Below are 20,561 nucleotides of genomic sequence, written 5' to 3'. Positions count from 1 at the left end.
TATCCTCCTACGTATTCATTAATGATATTCTTGTAAAAAGTTCATCAACTATAGAATCTATCTTTTTTTCAGGGTCTATATAGTAAAATTTAGTATTTCCCATATCAAGATTTTTAAGTATACTATCTACTAAATACCTTGTGTATATACTATCTATTGCGCATGTAGGAAAAACAACATACAATGTGTTTATTCCATATTCTAACAATTCTTCCCCATCTTTTATTATATCGTCTTTATTATTTTCTAAAAGAGGCATTTTTATTTGAATTCTATCATCTTTATCTTCATATTCTATGTATGTTTTTATTTTTTCTCTAAATAATATATCTTGTTCTAAATTGTTTTTATCCTCAAATCCTATTAATAGTACTCCAGCATCATCATCTATTTCATTTATTTTTCTTATTACTTCATTTTTATAAACCATAGCTAAATTATTCGATTTATAAAGTGGTTCTAATATTTCTACATTAAATAAATCATGATGAACTAGTGTTAATTTTTCATATCTTTCTTTAAATATTTTGTAGTCTTTTCCTTCTGTCATAAACAAAGGACATACTATTATTTTTTTATACCTACTTTCTACTATATTTTCTATACTTTTTTCAAAATATGGTTTTGAGTACATATACGTATTTACTACCTCATATCCTTCTCCTAAATGAAGTTTTAACTTTTCTTCGATTTCTTTTGTCTTCCTTTTAAAATTGCTATCTCCTAAGTCTGTGTAATAAGATTTATATTTATATAAATCACTTATACCCGTTATAAATGATTTATACCCATTTTCATAATATATTTGAGTAGTTCTTTCTCTTATATTATAATTTCTATCTTCACCCTCAGATACTAATAACACTAAAGTTTCTTCTTTTTCACCTATAGGTTGTACTTCTTTTATGTTTACACTTTCTTTAATAAAAAAAATAAATGAGTTTAATACTATAAAGGAAATTAAAAAAGCATAAGGTAGATTTTTATATTCTTTATATATTATTATCTGTCTATAAAATATTATGGCACTTATAATTATAAATATATTTTCCATGTAGCCTTTTAGTATTAAACTTAATCCTATGGTTATAAATAAGGTAATCAAAATTAACATACTATCAACTCCAAAAGTGGTTTTTGATGTACATGCCTAGTTTACATCTGTTATATATATGATGTATAATTAATATGTATGTCTAAAATAACAAAGTCTAACTTAATAACCCATAATATGACTTTGTTAAAATAGTATAATAAATTCAATAATCTGATATTTACAACATGCAGGTTGTTTAAATTATCATAAAAGAGAGGACGATGAATATGAAATTAGGTATAGTTGGTTTACCAAATGTTGGTAAAAGTACACTATTTAACGCAATAACTCAAGCAGGTGCAGAATCTGCAAACTACCCTTTCTGTACAATAGAGCCAAATGTTGGTGTTGTGGCTGTTCCAGATGAAAGATTAGATAAATTAAAAGAGTTATATGATTCTAAAAAAATAGTTCCTACTGCAATAGAATTCTGTGATATAGCAGGTCTTGTTAGAGGAGCTTCTAAAGGTGAAGGACTTGGAAATAAATTTTTATCTCATATAAGAGAAGTTGATGCTATAGTTCACGTTGTTAGATGTTTTGAAGATCCTAACGTTGTTCACGTTGATGGAAGCGTTGATCCACTTAGAGATATAGAAACTATAAACTTAGAGTTAATATTCTCTGATATAGAAATATTAGATAGAAGAATACAAAAAACTCAAAAAGCTGCTAAAGCAGATAAGTCTTTAGTTTCTGAATTAGAGTTTTTAAATGCTATAAAAGCAACTTTAGAAGATGGTAAGTGTGTTAGAACTATGGATTTCACTGAAGATGAGCAAACTTTTGTTAACTCATTAAACTTACTTACTTCAAAGCCAGTAATATATGCTACAAACGTAAGTGAAGATGATTTAGCTGATGAAGCTGCAAACAATCCATACGTAAATAAAGTTAGAGAATTTGCTGCTACTGAAAATGCTGAAGTTGTTGTTGTTTGTGCTCAAATAGAAGCAGAAATATCTGAACTTGACACTGATGAAGAAAAGAAAGAATTCTTAGAAACTTTAGGTTTAGAACAATCTGGTCTAGATAAATTAATAAAATCTTCTTATGCTTTACTTGGACTTGTTTCTTACTTAACTGCTGGTCCTCAAGAAGTTAGAGCTTGGACTATAAAAGTTGGTACTAAAGCACCTCAAGCTGGTGGAAAGATACACTCTGATATAGAAAGAGGATTCATACGTGCAGAAACTATAGCATTTGAAGATCTAGCTCAAGTTGGAACTATGACTGCTGCTAAAGAAAAAGGATTAGTTAGACTTGAAGGTAAAGATTATGTAGTTAAAGATGGAGATGTTATATTATTTAGATTTAACGTATAATAAATAATTTTAAGTATCTATAAATTTTTATATTTATAGATACTTTTTTACTTAATAATTGATTATAATCTATAGATTAAAATGACAATAACATATTTGGTAAAAGTAAAAAAGAATTTTGGGGTAATAGATAAAATCGTTGACGACATAAGCTAAGCGAATTTTTTATTGCCAGTAACTTTCTAAGCAAAATAATTAATTTACTTTAATTAAATAGGTAAATCAAGTAATCTAAAATATAAAAAAGAGCTACCAATTAAGGTAACTCTTTTTTATATTTTATTAAGCATTTTTCTTTATATCCATATTAGCAAATTTTTGTTTATTTACTAAGAATAATCCAAATAATACTAATGCAACTACTACTCCTACTCCATTTGATAATGTAGCATTTAATCTAAATCCTTCTGGAGCTTGTAATATATATGACATACATACTGATGTCATAAATGTTGCTGGTACTAAAGTTATCCAGTAATTAACATTGTTCTTTATTAAATACACTGTAGCTGTCCATAAGAATATTGTAGCTAATGTTTGGTTAGACCAAGCAAAATATCTCCATATTATGTTAAAGTCTATTGTAGTTAAGAATATACATACTATGAATAATGGTATAGCTATCTTAAATCTACTCATAAATGTATCTTGCTTTATATTAAATGAATCTGCTATTGTAAGTCTTGCACTTCTAAATGCTGTATCTCCACTTGTTATAGGACAAGCGACAACCCCAAGTACTGCAAGTATTGAACCAACTTGACCTAATAATGACTTAGATATTAATCCAACAACTCCTGACTGACCACCAAATTCAGCTAATGCTGCTTGTAGCGATAAACTATCTCCAAAGAATGCTATTGAAACTGCACACCATACTAATGCAACTATACCTTCAACAACCATTGCTCCATAGAATACTTTTTTACTTTCTCTTTCGTTGTTTATACATCTAGCCATCATAGGTGACTGAGTCGCATGGAATCCTGATATCGCCCCACAAGCTATTGTTACGAATAAGAATGGGAATAAAGATAATCCATCTGGATGCATATTTTGTAAAGTTAATTCTGGCATTACCATAGTTCCATTCATGTTACCTATTATCATAGCTCCTGCTAATCCTATAGCCATAAATAATAAAGCTGCTCCAAATAATGGGTATATCTTACCTATAACCTTATCAACTGGTAAAACAGTCGCAGCTATATAGTATATTATTATTAGTACTATCCATACTATTTGATCTACACCTGTCATAGATTTTAAAAGACCTGCTGGTGATGTAACGAAAACTGTACCAACTAATATAAGAAGTATTACTGAGAATACTCTCATTACTGTTTTCATCTTTCCACCTAAGTATATACCAACTATTTCAGAAACTGACATACCATCATGCTTCATTGATATAACCCCTGAGAAGAAATCGTGAACTCCTCCTGCAAATATAGTACCAAACGTTATCCATAAAAATGCTACTGGACCAAATAATGCCCCCATTATAGCACCAAATATAGGACCTGTTCCTGCTATATTTAAAAATTGTATTAAAAATACCTTGTACCAAGGCATTGGAATATAGTCTATTCCATCTTGTAATCTTACTGCTGGAGTTTGATTATTATCACTTAACTTAACCATTTTGTCTACATAAGTTCCGTAAGTGAAGTATCCAACGATAAGTATTGCTAAGCATACTAAAAATGTTATCATACCTTTTCTCCTTTTTAAAACTTTATTTTTTAAGTTTTTGTATTAATTATTCCAAGGATATAATAACGTTTTTTTGACTTTTAAAGATATATTTTTACATGAAATGCATAAATAATAACATAAAATACAATTATATATGCATAATTTTTCTAAATTCTTTTATATTACTTCTGCTCACAGGTATCTCTGTATCTATATCTTTTAGTTTTAACTTATATGTACTATTAAACCATGGTATTATTTCTTTTATCTTATGTACATTTACAATAAAAGATCTATGCGTCTTAAAGAATAATTCTTTTCCTAGGTTTTTTTCAAAATCTTTTATACATCCCTTTACTATGTATTCATTATCTTTTGTAAATACTATAGTTTCTCTTTCTCTTGCCTCACAATAATATATATCATCTATATTAACTACTATTAACTTATCATTTTTCCATAAGCTAACACTAGATAGATTTTTCTTGTTTTCATTTTTTACTTTTTTAGACACATCAATACTTTCATCTGCTATATCACTCTTTTCAAGTTTTTTTAACATAGATACAATTCTATCATCTGAGTATGGCTTTAATATATAATCAAAAGCTTCTAATTCAAATGCATCTACTGCATGTTCTTTGTAAGCTGTTATAAAAACTATTTTTGGGCTTTTTTTAAATTGTCTTACTGTTTTTGCCAGTAGCATACCATCTAGCATAGGTATATTTATATCTAAAAATATTACATCTACACTATTTTCTTGTATAAATTTTAGTACATCTACTCCATTATCAAACTCATTTATCACTTCTATATTGCTAAAATTATTTATAAAATATTTTAGTTCTTCTCTTGCTGGAAACTCATCTTCAACTATTATAGCTTTCATCTAGCATCCCCTTTCTATACTTTAAATTCTATCTTAGTTCCTGGGTTTAACCTCTTTATATCTAAGCCATGTCCATATATTAACTTAAGTCTTAAGTGAACATTATAAAGACCTATCTTATTTTCTGGCATATTATTATTATAAACTCTATTAATTATCTCTTGATCTATAGTTAATCCGTCATTTTCTACCCATATGTTAACTTTTTCTTTTTTCTTTTTAACTCCTATTACTACTACGCCATGTCCTCCATTTTTTCTTATTCCATGTATAATTGCATTTTCTACTAGAGGTTGTATTATAAGGCTTGGTATCTTCACTTGTATATCATCATCTATATCATAAATAACATTTAGTTTATCTCCAAATCGTGCTTTTTCTATTTCTACATAAGCTTTTACTTGTTCTAATTCTTTATTTATATCAATAAGATTGTCTGTAACTTCTAGATTATATCTCATATAAGTAGAAAGATTTATAATAAGCTTTCTTGCTTTATCTGGATCAATTCTTATAAAAGATGTTATAGTATTTAATGCATTAAATAAAAAGTGAGGATTTATTTGGGTTTGTAGAGCTTTTATTTCTGCTTTATTTTTAGCCTCTTTCATTTTTTCAATCTTTGATACTTCCATTAATGTAGATATCATTTGAGATAATCCTATGGCTAGCGCTTTTTTTGAATGGCTCATATCATATTGCTCTGTATAATATATTTTTAGACTTCCTATTACTTTATTGGATTCAGTTAAAGGTATTATCATGACTGTTTTTAAATTTACTTTCTCACTTACAGAATACCCTTCATTTTCTACTTTTATATTTAATATTTTATTTTTTTCCATAGATTCTTTGGTTATATCACTAAGACCTGTAGATCTATTAAATATTTCTTCTCCTATTCCTACATAGGCTAATACTTTTTCTCTATCTGTTATTGCTACTGAATCTGAGTTAATTTCATCTTTTATTATTTGACATATAATTCTTAAGGAATCTTTATTTATAGATCTAAAGTAAGGTAGTGTCTTATTTGCTATATCTAGTGCTAACTTTGATTGAAATGCTGCTACTTCATCCTTTTCTTTTTTTATAGCTTGTACAATAGATACTAAAAAACCTATACCAATTTGACCTACTATCATTGGTATATATATTTTATGTATAATATTTACTGCTACATTATGTGGCTTCGAAATCAAATATATTAACAACATAGTAAAACTTTCTGATATTACACCACATAAAATACCATATATCCATCTATATTTATCATCTATTCTTTTGTAAAAATATCCCGATATAATTCCTGCAAATATACTAGATATAAAACATGGAAAAGAGGTTATGCCATGTATATCTATTATATATCTATGAACTCCTGATATTACACCCGATACTATACCAACTAAAGGTCCAAATAATACACCTCCAGATACTATGGCTATTATTCGAGTATTTGCAAGAGAACCTTGTACACTTATTCCATTGTAAGTACCAAGTATTGCTAATAAACTAAATATAATAGATATTATCATTAAATCTTTAGCTTTATATTTTTCTTTTTGAAATATGTACTTAAACCCCTTTATCTTAGTTATCATTATAAATAAAACTATTATTAAGCTTGATTTTTCTAGTAATGATAAAAATATTTTCCCTTCATTCATGAAATTTCTCCATTTTTTTAATATTAGTATAGACACTAAAAAGAGAAGTATTAAACTTCCCTTTTTAGTCTCTTTAATTATAAGGATTCTACCATAATTTTTCTGCTTTCCATTAACTTAGCTGCTGCTTTTTTAGCTATTTCTGTTTCACTAAAAGGTACTCTTTCACCTTTTATAAGTTGATATTCTTCATGTCCTTTTCCTGCAAAGACTATCATATCTCCTTCTTTAGCTATCTCTATAGCTTTTATTATGGCCTCTTCTCTATCTGGCACTTTTATATACTCACATTTTGAACCTTCAAATGACTTAGCTATATCATTTATTACATCCATTGGATCTTCAAAATCTGGGTTATCTCCTGTTAATATACATAAGTCACATTCTCTGGATGCAACATCTCCAAGTTCTTTTCTTCTTAACTTAGTTCTTCCTCCAACTGATCCAAATAAACATATCAATCTATTGTGATCATATTTTTTAAGAGTTTGAAGTATATTTTCTAAACTAACTCCATTATGAGCATAATCTATTATTACCGTTGCATAATCAAGTACAGGAAGTACTTCAACTCTACCTTTTACTTTAGCATTTTTAAGGGCATCTAACATTAATCTTTGGTCTATCTTTAAATATCTACAAACTGATATAACTGCTAGTGCATTGTATATACTAAAAGTACCTGGCGAACATATATATGCATTAAATATATCATCTTTAGTTTCTACATCAAAGCTTGTCCCTAATGAATCTAGTTCTCTAGAATACTTTATATTTTTAGCTTTTAAATCTGCATCTTTCTCTATCCCAAAAGTTTCTATATGACAAGTTGCATGTTTTATTATGTCCTTAGCATGCTTATCATCTATATTTATTATTCCATGGTCACATAATGTAAATAATTTAGCCTTACACTCTAAGTAATGTTCAAATGTTGGATGTTCTTTTGGCCCTATATGGTCTGGAGATAAATTCGAGAATATTCCTATATCAAAGTTTACATCTTCAACTCTATTCATCATTATTCCACCAGAAGAAACTTCCATAGATACACATTTAACACCTTCATCTAGCATAGTTCTAAATATTCGGTGTAATTCATAACTTTCAGGAGTTGTATTAACTGTTTTTTCACTCTTACCATTGTAGAAAGTTCCATTAGTTCCTATAACCCCTGTGTTTATTCCAGCTTGGTTTAATACTTCACTTATATAATTAGTTATAGTTGTCTTTCCTTTAGTTCCTGTCACACCTATTACTTTTAATTCTCTTGATGGATTACCAAAGTAATTTGATGACATATTTGATAGTGCTATCCTACTATCTTTTACAAATAGCTTTATAGCATCTTCTCCTAATTCTACATCATCTTGTAGTATAAATACTCTTGTTCCTTTTTTATATGCATCTTTAGCATATTTGTGACCATCTACAGTCTCACCCTTTATCGCTACAAATATATATCCGTCTTCACATTTGGAAGAGTTGTATGCTATGTCTTTTATTTCTGTATTTTCTATTTCATTCCAAGGCTTTTGAGAGGTAAATTCTACCCCATTCATAACTTCTAATAATTTCATCTTTAGCCCTCCTAATAAGTCTTCTTATCTATGTAAGTATAGCACAATATTGAGTTTTTTGATAAAAAAAATTATTGTTATACATATAACTTTTTATATAATTTTATACCTTTTATAAGACTTTAATGATTTAAGATACTAATTTTTATTATCTTTATAAAAGCAGAGTAGTATATACCACTCTGCTTTCTTTGTTTTTAGTCTTTAAATTATATATAAAGCTTATTTTAAGCTTCCTTAACTTTTTTACCACTATTTTCTATAGACTTTCTAGCTAAAACTTCTAGCGAATCTATATAAAATTTACTATCTAAATTGTTGTCATTTTTAAGTATTGAAAGCTCTGTACATCCTAGTATAACTCCATCACAATCATTTGACTTTAGATAGTCAATAATAGCATCGAATTTATTCATATTTGCAGGCTTTCCACTTTTTATATCATTGTAGATTATACTCATTACATCACTTTGTCTATCTTCATCTAGTGTTAAATAGTCTATTTCATATTTTTCACACATATTCTGATATAACTTAGTTTTTATATTTCCAGTTGTAGCTAATATACCTAATTTTTTGTGTCCATTTTCTTTAGCATGTTTTACAGTCTCTTCTATTATATTTACAACAGGTATATTTACACTTTCTGAAATTTCTTTATAGAAATAATGTGCTGTATTACAAGTTATCACTATAAAATCTGAGCCACATGCCTCTAACCTTTTACTGTCTTTTATAAGAACATCTACTGGAGAATCTTCACTTTCTCCTATTATGTATGCGGTTCTATCAGGAGTAGTAGCTCGGTTAGTTATTATCATATCAACATGATCTTGATCAGACTTTGCATCTGTTAATCTCACTACCATGTCAAAAAAGTAAACCGTGGCCATAGGTCCTAATCCACCAATAACTCCAACTGTCTTGTTCATAATAATCTCACCAATCTATTTACAATATTTTTTGAACTTTCTCATTTGGTTTATGTTATATAATAATATATATAAACTTCTTTTAAAGTTTCCTTTTAAGTCTTTGTCATATCCAAATGAAGTTGCACTTTTTCCTTGTGCTACTAATGATTTAGCTTTATTTACTAAAGCTTGATCTTTAACATATTTATAAACTACATTCTTTGGTATAACATGCCAGAAGAATGGATCTTTTTGTATTTTTAAATCTAATTCTTTGTTATATACTCTGTCTTCTACAACATATCTAGCTATGTTGTTTCCTGAACTAGTTACATAGTAGTTACTTCTACCTTGTCTTAAGTTTATTTCAAACACTTTATAAGTGTTATCTCTACTATCAAACTTTATATCAAAGTTAGAGAATCCTGTATAATTTATATCCTCTAAAAATGCCTTAAACTTTTCCATTAAGTCTTTATCATATTCTGTTATTATAGCAGCATGATTTCCTATTCCTTTTGGAGTATGCTCTTCTAATAATACATGTCCTAAGCACATCATTTTAACTTTACCATGTTGATCAGAGTAGCAAGTTAAAACTCTCATATGTGAATCATCACCTGGTATAAAGTCTTGTATTATTAAGTTTTTGTCATACTTACCAGCATATATTGAGTTCGTTATTTCTTTGAACTCTGTTTCATTTTGTGCTATATAAGCTTTTTTCATTCCTTCAAATGGGAATTGCCAATATAATACACTGTCAGAAGGTTTTATTATAACTGGATACTTAAATCCAAAGTCTTTTATTTCATCACCTTTTGAATATATGAAAGTCTTAGGATAGTCTAATCCTTTTTCTTCACACATTTTATAGAATAATTCTTTTTCTATTAACTTATCTTTTAATTCCTTGCCTATATATGGAACTATGTACTTTTCTTTAAGTATATCTCTATGGTCTATTATTAATTCTGCATATTCATCAGTACATCCCATTATTATTAGCTTTTTATTAGGTGCAGCTAATTCATCTGCAGTTTTAAGTAATACATCTATAAACTCTTTTTCTTCTGTTATTCTTTCGTCTATTCTAAAATCTATTATGTTACTATCTTTTGTCGCCCCTAATGCATATCTACCAAAAGCTATAGACTTAACTCCATAAGCTTCATGGTATGCTCTTGCTACTGAGTAGCAATTTATATCACCACCAACCAATACTGGTTGTATTATTATATTATCCACACTTTCCACCTCGTTTAAGAATTTCATTTGTAGTTAAATTCATCTTATTAATTATACTTGATTTACATTATTATGTCAAAATTCTAGTTACTTCAATCTATTTGCAAAAAATACCATACTAAATTTTATTTCAAATGTCGTTTTACTTATTTTTTTCTTAATATTGTCAAATTTAGCTTAAATATTTAAGAATATCATTTTAGTATAAAAAGCTAGTTATAAAATTTTATAACTAGCTTTTTTATTAACTATTTAACTATACTTACTCTATTTTTTTCCTTAGCTTTTATAGGACCTTCTTTTATAGATATCTTTTCATCTGGTCCTAAATTAGTAAATACTACTGGACTTATTGTTGATGTTGCATTTTTCTCGATATAATCTAAATCCATTTTTACTAGTTTATCTCCAGCTTTAACTTTTTGTCCAACTTCAACAAATACTTCAAAGCCTTTACCTTCTAATTTAACGGTTTCTATTCCTAAATGTATAAGCACTTCTCTTCCATTTTCTGATTCTATTATCACAGCATGTTTCGTTGGGAATACGACTCCTACTGTACCATTTACTGGAGAATATATTTCTCCATCATTAGATTTTATAGCAAATCCATCTCCCATTAATCTAGTTGAGAATACTTCATCTGGAACTTGTGATATATCCATTAATTCACCATTTACTAAAGATATTATTTCTTCACCTGTAGAAGTTAATTCTACTTCATCTTTAGCCTTAGGCTTATCTTCTTTTACTTCAGCCTTTTTGATTTCACCTTTTTTAGGTGCATTAACTTTTACTTTTCCAGATATTATTTCGTTTATTTCTGATTTTAATGTATCTGATTTTGGCCCAAATATAGCTTGTACATTGTTACCAACTACCATAACACCTGCAGCTCCAAGTTCTTTAAGTCTTGCTTGGTCTACTTTATTTATATCTTCAACAGCTACTCTAAGTCTTGTTATACAAGCATCTAAACTTTTTAAGTTTTCTTTGTTTCCTAATGCTTCTAGTATACCTACTGCTAATTCACTGTTGTTTAATGTTGTATTTGTGCTGTCTTCACTCTCATCTTCTCTACCTGGAGTCTTTAAATTAAACTTAGTTATTAAGAATCTAAATCCGAAATAGTAAACTACTGCAAATACTGCACCAACTAGTATTACTAAATACCATGGCGTTCTATTTGGTAATACTCCAAATAGTAAGAAGTCAAATAACCCACCTGAGAATGTCATACCTATTTTAACATTTAGTATTTGCATTACGGCAAATGATAAACCAGCAAATAAGCAGTGTACTGCAAATAATCCTGGTGCAACGAATAAAAATGCAAACTCTAATGGTTCAGTTATACCTGTTAAGAAAGATGTAAGTGCTGCTGATGCCATTATACCTGCAACATACTTTCTCTTTTCTGGCTTAGCTGTATGAATCATTGCAAGTGCAGCTGCTGGAAGTCCAAACATCATAAATGGGAACTTACCTGTCATAAATGTACCTGCTGTAAATGCTACACCATCTTTAAGTTGAGCAAAGAATATACTTTGGTCACCCATTACTAAGTTTCCTGCTTTATCTATGTATTCACCAAATTGATACCAGAAAGGATTATAGAACACGTGATGTAATCCAAAAGGTATTAATGCTCTTTCTATTATACCAAATACAAATGCTGCTAATGTTATGTTAGCTTCTATTACTGTTCTTGAGAAGTTTAATAATGCATTTTGTATAGGTGGCCATATAAATGATAAGGCTATACCTATTAATATAGCTGATGCTGCTGTAACTATTGGAACAAATCTCTTACCTGCAAAGAATCCTAAGTATTGAGGTAATTCTATTTTGTAGAACTTCTTATAAAGTCCTGCTGCAATTATACCAATTATGATACCACCAAAAACTCCTGTTTGAAGAGTTGGTATACCAACAGTTGTTGTATACATTGGGTTACCCATCATATCTGGTGTTACACCAGTCATTATACCCATAGATGTATTCATTATTAAGAAACCAACTATTGCAGCTAGTCCTGCAACACCTTCACCTTCAGTTAATCCAACTGCCACCCCAACGGCAAATAGTAAAGGTAAGTTATCAAATATTATTCCTCCAGATCTTTCCATTATATTTATTATAAGTGGAAAAGCTCCCGTTGATAAAAACGGCATTTTTTCAACTAATGCCGGGTTAGCTAATGCATTACTTACACCTAGTAATATACCTGCTGCTGGAAGTAATGCAACTGGTAGCATTAAAGCTTTCCCTACTTTTTGTAAGACACCAAATATCTTTTTCATAATACCTCTCCTTTATATTTTTAATTTTAGAAAGTTTTAATTTTCATTGATTAAATAAAAAAGACTTAAATCTATAAAAATAACTTAAAGATAAATTATTGCAAATCCAATCAATATTATTATGTATATATTGATTGTAATTATTACATAAATTTAACTTATTATTACTTTTATAAACTTAAGTCTTGCCTGCTCAACCAGTAACAATCTTATTGTTTATACTTCTATTTAATATATATATTATTAAAGGTTTAACCTTATAATATTTTACTTTATAGCTGCTATTACTCTATTTATATGTAGTGTAAGATATAAAAGCTCATCTTCTGTAACTATATACTCATGATTATCTTCTATATATTTTTTAATCTTACAAGAACAATTATATGGTTTTTCATATTGAATTTTTATAATTTCTAAAAGTTCATTGTCATTATTTTCTACTTGTTCTTTTTTTATAAGTCGTTTTGCAAAGAATTTTAAATGAGTTACTAACCTATCATAGTTAAAATCATCTTCTTTAAATTCTACTGAATAATAATATCTTATAATATTTAGTATTTCTTTTACTATCTTAGTCATTAAAAATGATTCTTTAGTACTTTCTTTATAATTGGCATTTATAATATGCATAGCTATAAATGCTGCTTCATCCTTTGTGAAATTTACATTAAATTCTTTGTTTATATAATCTATTGCCCATATTCCTATTTGGAATTCTTTTTTATGAATCCTTTTTATTTCATAAAGTAAATCATTTTTAATTTCTATATTTTGATTATACCTTTTAATTGCAAATGATATATGATCTGCTAATGCTACATATATATAATCATCTAGTTCTGCATTTAAATTTTGCTTTGCATATTCTATTATCTTAGAAGTTACATTAAATATATCTTCATCCACTTCAGTAGCTATCCTAGTTATCTTTTTAGCTAAGTTTTCATCTTCCATAACAAATTTCTTTTCAATTTTATCTTGGTCTACTTTTTCTCCAACCTTTTTTTTAAATCCAATTCCACATCCAGTGAGTACTAGTTCTTTATTAGTTTCATCATCTACAACCAATACTACATTGTTATTGTATATTTTTTGAATTAGCATATATACTCACCTCTATTCTTTAGATCAATCATTTTTAAATAAACTTAGTTTAAATTTTAGTTGTTTTTTATATATATTTTTACCTTAATTATTTTTTAACAAAATATATGTATAAATACAAAATACCTAAATTAAGACACTAAAATAAAGTCTCAACTTAGGTATTGCCTGCTCTATCAGTAACAATCCAAAATATTGATAAGTAAATATTTGTATATTTTTATTCAAGTTTTATTTATATTATAATTTTATAATAGGTATTTAATTCTGTCAAGAATTTTAGGAAAACATTTATTTTTCTTTAATTAATCCTTTTCTATAAGCTAATAAAAGTAACTTTAAGTCTTTTACTTCTTGTTCTAATATTTTACCTGCATCAGTATCTCTTACTGTTTTACGTTTTGCTTTATGTTCTACTACTTCTGTAGTTGATAGTATATCACTTTCTTTTTTTATAGCATCTTCTGCTGATGTAAAAGGTTGGTGTGAAACTAATTGTAAACTATGAGAATTATATATTAAAGTATAACCTGCAAGTCCTGTTTTATTTTGGTATGCCCTTGAAAAGCCACCATCTATGACTAGTATTTTTCCGTTTGCCTTTATAGGACTCTCACCATTTTTACTTTCTACAGGAACATGACCATTTATAATATGGCTATCTGTTAGGTCTAAGTTAAATTCTTCAAATATCTTTTCACACATCTTTTCATCTTCTCTTAATTTGAAATATGGATTTTTATTTTCCTTGTGACTTTCTTTCTCCGCTATAAAATATCTTTCAAAAGTAGTCATGTCATCTTTACCAAATAATGATGAACACTTTCCTGTCCAAAGATACCACATCATGTCCATTCCATATTGCTTTTGAGTTGTATTTTCTTTAAAGAAATATCCTTCTCTAGATATAGCTTCCATCTTATCCATTAAAGCTTTACCCTTATATTCTTTACCTTGTATTTTCATAGACATAAAGCTCTTGTCTTCATTTAAAGGTACACATCCATGTATTAGTAAGTTAGAGTTTGCTGTTAAGTATATACTTCCTTTTGAGAATAAAAAAGAAATATGTTTTTGAAGTTTTTCGCTATTTTTAAAAGATGATACTAATTTTTCTATAACTTCATTTTCTTCTTTGCTTAACTCATATGGGTTATTTTTGTTTATAGTTGGGAAATTAGAATCCTTTAATTTATATACTTTACCCTTTAATTTAATAGTATTTTCTTCATAGTTTATATTATTAAGTAAAAGTCTATGCTGCATTTCAAACTCAGGCCTTCTATTTATAACTTCTCCTTCTAACTTAAACTGTATAATACTTATTGCCTTGTGCATTTTAGCTATTAATGATTTTTCTTTTGTTGATACATTTTGATCACTAATTTTTGGAATAAAACAATGGCAAGGGTCATCCTTATAAGTTTCCATAGCAAAAGTAGCAAGAGGAAGTAAATTTATTCCATATATATCTTCTATTATATCTAGATTTGCATATCTAGCTGATATCCTAAGAGCATTTGCTATACAAGTTTTTTCTCCACTTGCAGCACCCATCCAAAGTATATCATGATTTCCCCATTGTATATCCACTGAATGATAATCCATTAAAGTATCTATTACTACGTCTGGTCTTGGTCCTCTATCGTATATATCTCCTAATATATGAAGTCTATCTACTACTAGTTTTTGTATAACTTTAGATATAGCTATTATAAATTCTTTTGCTCTATCAGTTTCTATTATTGTATCTACAATACTTTGGTAATAACATTGTTTATGCTTTATATCTATAGATTCATGAAGTAATTCTTCTATTATATACTTAAAATCTTCTGGTAATAATTTCCTTACTTTTGATCTAGTGTATTTACTAGATGCATATTTACAAAGTTCAACTAATCTATATATATTTATTCTATAAAAATCTTCTAGATTTTCTTCTTTCTTTATTATCAAATCTAGTTTTTGCTCTGGATAGTATACTAAAGTAGCTAATGCTTTTTTCTCATTTTCTCTCATAGTATTTGAAAATAGTTCTTCTATCTTTCTTTTTATAACTCCAGAGCCATTTTTTAAAACATGAACAAAAGGCTCATATTCTCCATGTATATCTGTTATAAAGTGTTCCGTTCCTTTAGGCAAGTTAAGTATTGCCTCTAGGTTTATTATTTCAGTACTTGCTTTTGATATGCTTGGATATTGTTTTGATAGTAGTTTTAAATATTTTAACTCATTTTCTAATGGTCTCAACTTCTAATCCTCCAAACTTAAATAATTATATATTTATTGTATCACATTTATAATTAGTATACACTATTTAAGTTTATTATTATCACATAATAAGTCAAATACTTAATTAACTATCTTCATATCTCCTGTATAAATATCTATTTCATGAACTCCTATACTTTTTTTATGACTGTGTTCTTCATCATTTATAGTTATAAAAAGTTCAACCTTGTACTTGTCTCCAACTTTTTTTATATCATCTTTATTTACAGTTACAAGATCTCCATATTCTGCTTTTATTATATTCACAGCAGTTTCCTTTGATATTGGGTTAATCTCTTTATTGTAAGTTTTATCTGTAAAATAAACTCCATCTTTTTCATCTTTTTTACTCGCTATAATTATTGCTATAATTATAGCTATTATTAATAGCATTCCTATAATTATTTTCTTTTTCATTAAACTCTCACTTTCTTGAATTATTAGCTTACACATTATATCGCAAATCTTATTTATAATCTATATTTTAATATACGTATTAATTTAGTAAAGCTTAATAAAAAGATAGGACAAGCTCTCAACAAAACTTATCCTATCTTTTTATATATTTCAATCTATTTTATGGAGTATGCTCATTTACATTTACTATAGCCTAACTTTATGAATATTTTATGAATGTTTTATATTTTTATGCTTTTTTGTATTTAATAAGCTATAAATATATATTTAAACTAAAAAATTCACTTAAGTTATGTGTAATAAAACACTATTATATAAAAAAGGATGTACTCTAAAAGTACATCCTTTATATTAAACTATATTTATTAGCATTGTTCAGCTAATCTCTTATAGTTGTTGTATCTTTCATTAGCATTTTCTTCAGCCATAGTAAATAATTCATCAGCTACGTCTGGGAATTGCTTAGCTATTGCAGCGTATCTTACTTGACCCATTAAGAACTCTCTGAAGCTTTCAGTTGGCTCTTTAGAATCTAATGTGAATGGATTCTTACCTTGAGCTTTTAATGTTGGGTTGAATCTGTATAAGTGCCAGTAACCAGCTTTAACAGCTTTTTCTATGTTAGCTTGAGCTCTACCCATACCTTCTTTTATACCATGAGATATACATGGAGAGTAAGCTATTATTAATGATGGTCCATCATAAGCTTCTGCTTCTATTACAGCCTTCATTAATTGGTTCTTATCTGCACCCATACCAACTTGTGCAACATATACGTTTCCGTAACTCATTGCCATCATACCTAAGTCTTTCTTCTTAGATCTCTTACCAGCTGCAGCGAACTTAGCCATTGCAGATATTGGAGTAGATTTAGAAGCTTGACCTCCTGTATTTGAATATATTTCTGTATCAAATACTAGTACGTTTACATTTTCTCCTGAAGCAAGTACGTGGTCAAGTCCACCGTAACCGATGTCATAAGCCCATCCGTCTCCTCCAAGGATCCATTGAGATCTCTTAACTAGGTAATCTTTTCTTTCTTCTATTTCATTAACTAAAGCTTTTATTTCAGCATTTTCTATATTGTGAGCATTAGCTAATACATCTAATACTTTTTGGCTTGCTACTTTTGAAGCTTCTCCATCTTCTTTAGCATCTAACCAAGCAGTAAATGCTTCTCTAGCTGCATCACATATATCCATTGTTAATAATGTTTCCATGTTTTCAGCTATTTTGTTTCTCATTTGTTTAACTGCTAACATCATTCCGTATCCGAATTCAGCATTGTCTTCGAATAATGAGTTTGCCCAAGATGGACCTTTACCTTCATGGTTAACAGTGTATGGAGTTGATGGAGCTGATCCTCCCCAGATTGATGAACATCCAGTAGCATTTGCTATCATCATTCTATCTCCGAATAATTGAGTAACTAACTTGATGTATGGAGTTTCTCCACATCCAGCACAAGCACCTGAGAATTCCATTAATGGTTGTCTGAATTGACTTCCTTTAACAGTGTTAGGAGCCATTACATCATCTTTAGGAGCAACCTTTGTAGTATCTACAGCGAATGCCCAGTTTTCTATTTCAACTTCTTGAGTATCAAGAGGTTTCATGAATAATGCTTTACCTTTAGCTGGACATATGTCAGCACAGTTTCCACATCCTGTACAGTCAAGTGGACTTACTTGCATTCTGTATTGTAATCCTTCAAATCCTTTACCAATTGCTTTTTTAGTATTGAAGTTTTCTGGAGCATTAGCCATTTCTTCTTCAGTTACTAATACTGGTCTTATACATGCATGAGGACATACATAAGCACATTGGTTACATTGTATACAGTTGTTTACATCCCACTCAGGAACATTTACTGCTACTCCACGTTTTTCGTAAGCTGCAGTACCACATGGGAATGTACCATCTTCTATTCCATCAAATGCACTTATTGGTAAACTATCACCTTCTTGAGCATTCATTGGTCTTACTATATTTTTTATGAATTCTGGTTCGTCGCAGTTTGTTGTTTCTGCACTTTCAACAGCTTGATTCCAAGCAGCTGGAACTTCTATTTTAACTAATGCATTCATACCAGCTTCAACAGCTTCAAAGTTCATGTTAACGACTTTTTCACCTTTTTTACCGTAAGCTTTCTTTATAGAATCTTTTAGGTATTGGCTAGCTTCTTCTTGAGGTATTATCTCAGCTAACTTGAAGAATGCTGATTGCATTATCATGTTTATTCTATTTCCAAGACCTATTTCTTGAGCTATCTTAGTAGCATTTACAGTGTAGAAGTTTATTTCATTTTCAGCTATGAATCTCTTCATTTTTGCTGGTAAATGAGTTTCTAACTCTTCTGGTGACCATATTGTATTTAATACGAATGTTCCACCTTTTTTAAGTCCTTTTAATAAATCATATTGGTTAACATATGATTGGTTATGACAAGCTATGTAGTCAGCTTCATCTATTAAGTAAGTAGATCTTATTGGAGCATCTCCAAATCTTAAGTGAGACATTGTTATACCACCAGACTTCTTAGAGTCATAAGCAAAGTAAGCTTGAGCATACTTTTCAGTGTTGTCTCCTATTATTTTTATAGCTTGTTTGTTAGCCCCAACTGTACCGTCAGATCCTAATCCCCAGAACTTACATCTTATAGTTCCTGGTGTAGCTATTTTGATAGGTTCAGATGGCTCTAATGAAGTATTAGTAACGTCATCTACTATACCTACAGTGAAGTTGTTCTTAGGATTTTCAGAAGTTAAGTTATCAAATATAGTTTTTATATCTGATGGAGTAACATCTTTTGATCCTAATCCGTATCTTCCACCTATTATCATTGGAGCATTTTCGGCTCCGTAGAATGCACTACGTACGTCTAAGTATAATGGCTCTCCTATAGCACCTGGCTCTTTAGTTCTATCCATTACACATATTCTTTCAGCAGTTGCTGGTATTTTTTCTAATAAATGCTTAGTAGAGAATGGTCTGAATAAGTGAACCTTAACTAAACCGTATTTTCCACCTTGAGCATTTAAGTAATCTATTGTTTCTTCTATAGCCTCTGTAGCAGATCCCATAGCTATTAATACATACTTAGCATCTTGTGCTCCGTAGTAATCAAATAGTCCATGTTCTCTTCCAGTTAATTCGCTCATTTGCTTCATGTATTTTTCAACTATTCCAACTATGTTGTTGTAATATTTATTTGAAGCTTCTCTTGTTTGGAAGTATATATCAGGGTTTTGAGCAGTACCACGAGTAACAGGATGATTTGGAGATAAAGCTCTGTTTCTGAACTCTTCTACTGCTTCTTTGTTTATTAATTTTTCATAATCTTCAGTGTCTAATAACTCAACTTTTTGTATTTCGTGAGATGTTCTGAATCCATCGAAGAAATGTATGAAAGGTAATCTTCCTTCTATTGCAGCTAAGTGTGCAACTGGTGCTATATCAGCAACTTCTTGAACAGAACCTGATGCTAACATTACACATCCAGTTTGTCTAGCTGACATAACGTCTTGATGATCCCCAAATATAGATAATGCTTGAGCTGCTAATGCACGAGCACTTACGTGGAATACCCCTGGAAGTAATTCCCCAGCAACTTTATACATATTAGGTATCATTAATAATAAACCTTGAGATGCAGTGAAAGTTGTTGTTAATGCACCAGCTTGTAATGAACCGTGGAATGCTCCAGCAGCTCCTGCTTCTGATTGCATTTCTACAACACTTACTTTTTGTCCGAACATATTCTTTCTGCCTTGTGCCGACCATTCGTCAACTACTTCAGCCATGTTTGAAGACGGAGTTATTGGATATATAGCAGCAACATCAGTGAATGCATAAGCAACATGAGCAGCAGCTGTATTTCCGTCAACTGTTTTCATAAATTTAGCCATAATTGTATCCTCCTCGTATATTACTCTTATGTACTTATCTTTATAAGTATTTTGTATTGTAGAAACAATGTACAAGGTTATACAACATTGCACATTGTTTCCCCCCAATACTATATTATTACATAATTC

Annotated in this window: 13 protein-coding genes; 1 reads left to right on the top strand and 12 read right to left on the bottom strand. The window is 29.1% G+C overall.

Features of this window, described 5'->3' with window-relative positions; genetic code table 11:
* Positions 1-7: 7 nt before the first annotated feature.
* A complete protein-coding gene (locus ABHC41_RS07040; protein WP_271892505.1) occupies positions 8-1,114 on the bottom strand; it encodes a CbiX/SirB N-terminal domain-containing protein in 1,107 nt (368 codons plus the stop codon).
* Between the two features lie 209 nt (positions 1,115-1,323).
* Between ABHC41_RS07040 and ychF the strand changes: the two genes are divergently transcribed.
* A complete protein-coding gene (gene ychF, locus ABHC41_RS07035) occupies positions 1,324-2,421 on the top strand; it encodes a redox-regulated ATPase YchF (RefSeq protein WP_092924126.1) in 1,098 nt (365 codons plus the stop codon).
* Between the two features lie 282 nt (positions 2,422-2,703).
* On the opposite strand, the gene ABHC41_RS07030 is transcribed toward ychF, so the two are convergent.
* From ABHC41_RS07030 to nifJ, 11 genes are all read right to left on the bottom strand, one after another.
* Positions 2,704-4,137 carry a carbon starvation protein A gene (locus ABHC41_RS07030; protein WP_092924123.1) on the bottom strand — a complete coding sequence of 478 codons (1,434 nt, stop codon included), beginning with the start codon at positions 4,135-4,137 and terminating at the stop codon, positions 2,704-2,706.
* Positions 4,138-4,267: 130 nt separating this feature from the next.
* A complete protein-coding gene (locus ABHC41_RS07025) occupies positions 4,268-5,011 on the bottom strand; it encodes a LytTR family DNA-binding domain-containing protein (protein WP_195581387.1) in 744 nt (247 codons plus the stop codon).
* Positions 5,012-5,025: 14 nt separating this feature from the next.
* Positions 5,026-6,681 carry a LytS/YhcK type 5TM receptor domain-containing protein gene (locus ABHC41_RS07020; protein ID WP_240275601.1) on the bottom strand — a complete coding sequence of 552 codons (1,656 nt, stop codon included), beginning with the start codon at positions 6,679-6,681 and terminating at the stop codon, positions 5,026-5,028.
* 77 nt (positions 6,682-6,758) lie between these two features.
* The gene (locus ABHC41_RS07015) at positions 6,759-8,261 is read right to left on the bottom strand and encodes a UDP-N-acetylmuramoyl-L-alanyl-D-glutamate--2,6-diaminopimelate ligase (RefSeq protein WP_271892514.1); all 1,503 of its coding nucleotides are present in this window, start codon (positions 8,259-8,261) and stop codon (positions 6,759-6,761) included.
* A gap of 227 nt (positions 8,262-8,488) precedes the next feature.
* The gene (locus tag ABHC41_RS07010) at positions 8,489-9,193 is read right to left on the bottom strand and encodes an amino acid racemase (protein ID WP_271892517.1); all 705 of its coding nucleotides are present in this window, start codon (positions 9,191-9,193) and stop codon (positions 8,489-8,491) included.
* 15 nt (positions 9,194-9,208) lie between these two features.
* Entirely contained in the window at positions 9,209-10,423 is a 1,215-nt protein-coding gene (locus tag ABHC41_RS07005) for a carboxylate--amine ligase (protein WP_092924108.1), read from the bottom strand.
* A 248-nt stretch (positions 10,424-10,671) separates the two neighbouring features.
* Positions 10,672-12,726, bottom strand: a complete 2,055-nt coding sequence (ptsG, locus tag ABHC41_RS07000; RefSeq protein WP_207743614.1) for a glucose-specific PTS transporter subunit IIBC — start codon at positions 12,724-12,726, stop codon at positions 10,672-10,674.
* A gap of 267 nt (positions 12,727-12,993) precedes the next feature.
* Positions 12,994-13,833: a PRD domain-containing protein gene (locus tag ABHC41_RS06995; protein WP_271892525.1), complete on the bottom strand. Its 840-nt coding sequence runs from the start codon at positions 13,831-13,833 to the stop codon at positions 12,994-12,996.
* 291 nt (positions 13,834-14,124) lie between these two features.
* Positions 14,125-16,086: a fructose-1,6-bisphosphatase gene (locus tag ABHC41_RS06990; RefSeq protein WP_092924100.1), complete on the bottom strand. Its 1,962-nt coding sequence runs from the start codon at positions 16,084-16,086 to the stop codon at positions 14,125-14,127.
* A 102-nt stretch (positions 16,087-16,188) separates the two neighbouring features.
* Positions 16,189-16,524, bottom strand: coding sequence for a hypothetical protein (locus ABHC41_RS06985; protein WP_092924097.1), 336 nt, complete (start codon positions 16,522-16,524; stop codon positions 16,189-16,191).
* Positions 16,525-16,889: 365 nt separating this feature from the next.
* Positions 16,890-20,432, bottom strand: coding sequence for a pyruvate:ferredoxin (flavodoxin) oxidoreductase (gene nifJ / locus ABHC41_RS06980; RefSeq protein ID WP_092924094.1), 3,543 nt, complete (start codon positions 20,430-20,432; stop codon positions 16,890-16,892).
* Between the last annotated feature and the right edge of the window lie 129 nt (positions 20,433-20,561).

Origin of the sequence: Romboutsia sp. 1001216sp1, assembly GCF_039841805.1 — a bacterium.
Classification (GTDB): domain Bacteria; phylum Bacillota; class Clostridia; order Peptostreptococcales; family Peptostreptococcaceae; genus Romboutsia_C; species Romboutsia_C hominis.
The sequence above is the reverse complement of the archived record's forward strand: the minus strand, read 5'-3'. Positions and strand labels throughout refer to the sequence as shown.

What these genes read in the sequence shown, in the direction of transcription:
- ABHC41_RS07040 (WP_271892505.1), bottom strand. Translation starts at nt 1,114, where the DNA reads ATGTTAATTTTGATTACCTTATTTATAACCATAGGATTAAGTTTAATA.
- ychF (WP_092924126.1), top strand. Translation starts at nt 1,324, where the DNA reads ATGAAATTAGGTATAGTTGGTTTACCAAATGTTGGTAAAAGTACACTA.
- ABHC41_RS07030 (WP_092924123.1), bottom strand. Translation starts at nt 4,137, where the DNA reads ATGATAACATTTTTAGTATGCTTAGCAATACTTATCGTTGGATACTTC.
- ABHC41_RS07025 (WP_195581387.1), bottom strand. Translation starts at nt 5,011, where the DNA reads ATGAAAGCTATAATAGTTGAAGATGAGTTTCCAGCAAGAGAAGAACTA.
- ABHC41_RS07020 (WP_240275601.1), bottom strand. Translation starts at nt 6,681, where the DNA reads ATGAATGAAGGGAAAATATTTTTATCATTACTAGAAAAATCAAGCTTA.
- ABHC41_RS07015 (WP_271892514.1), bottom strand. Translation starts at nt 8,261, where the DNA reads ATGAAATTATTAGAAGTTATGAATGGGGTAGAATTTACCTCTCAAAAG.
- ABHC41_RS07010 (WP_271892517.1), bottom strand. Translation starts at nt 9,193, where the DNA reads ATGAACAAGACAGTTGGAGTTATTGGTGGATTAGGACCTATGGCCACG.
- ptsG (WP_207743614.1), bottom strand. Translation starts at nt 12,726, where the DNA reads ATGAAAAAGATATTTGGTGTCTTACAAAAAGTAGGGAAAGCTTTAATG.
- ABHC41_RS06995 (WP_271892525.1), bottom strand. Translation starts at nt 13,833, where the DNA reads ATGCTAATTCAAAAAATATACAATAACAATGTAGTATTGGTTGTAGAT.
- ABHC41_RS06985 (WP_092924097.1), bottom strand. Translation starts at nt 16,524, where the DNA reads ATGAAAAAGAAAATAATTATAGGAATGCTATTAATAATAGCTATAATT.
- nifJ (WP_092924094.1), bottom strand. Translation starts at nt 20,432, where the DNA reads ATGGCTAAATTTATGAAAACAGTTGACGGAAATACAGCTGCTGCTCAT.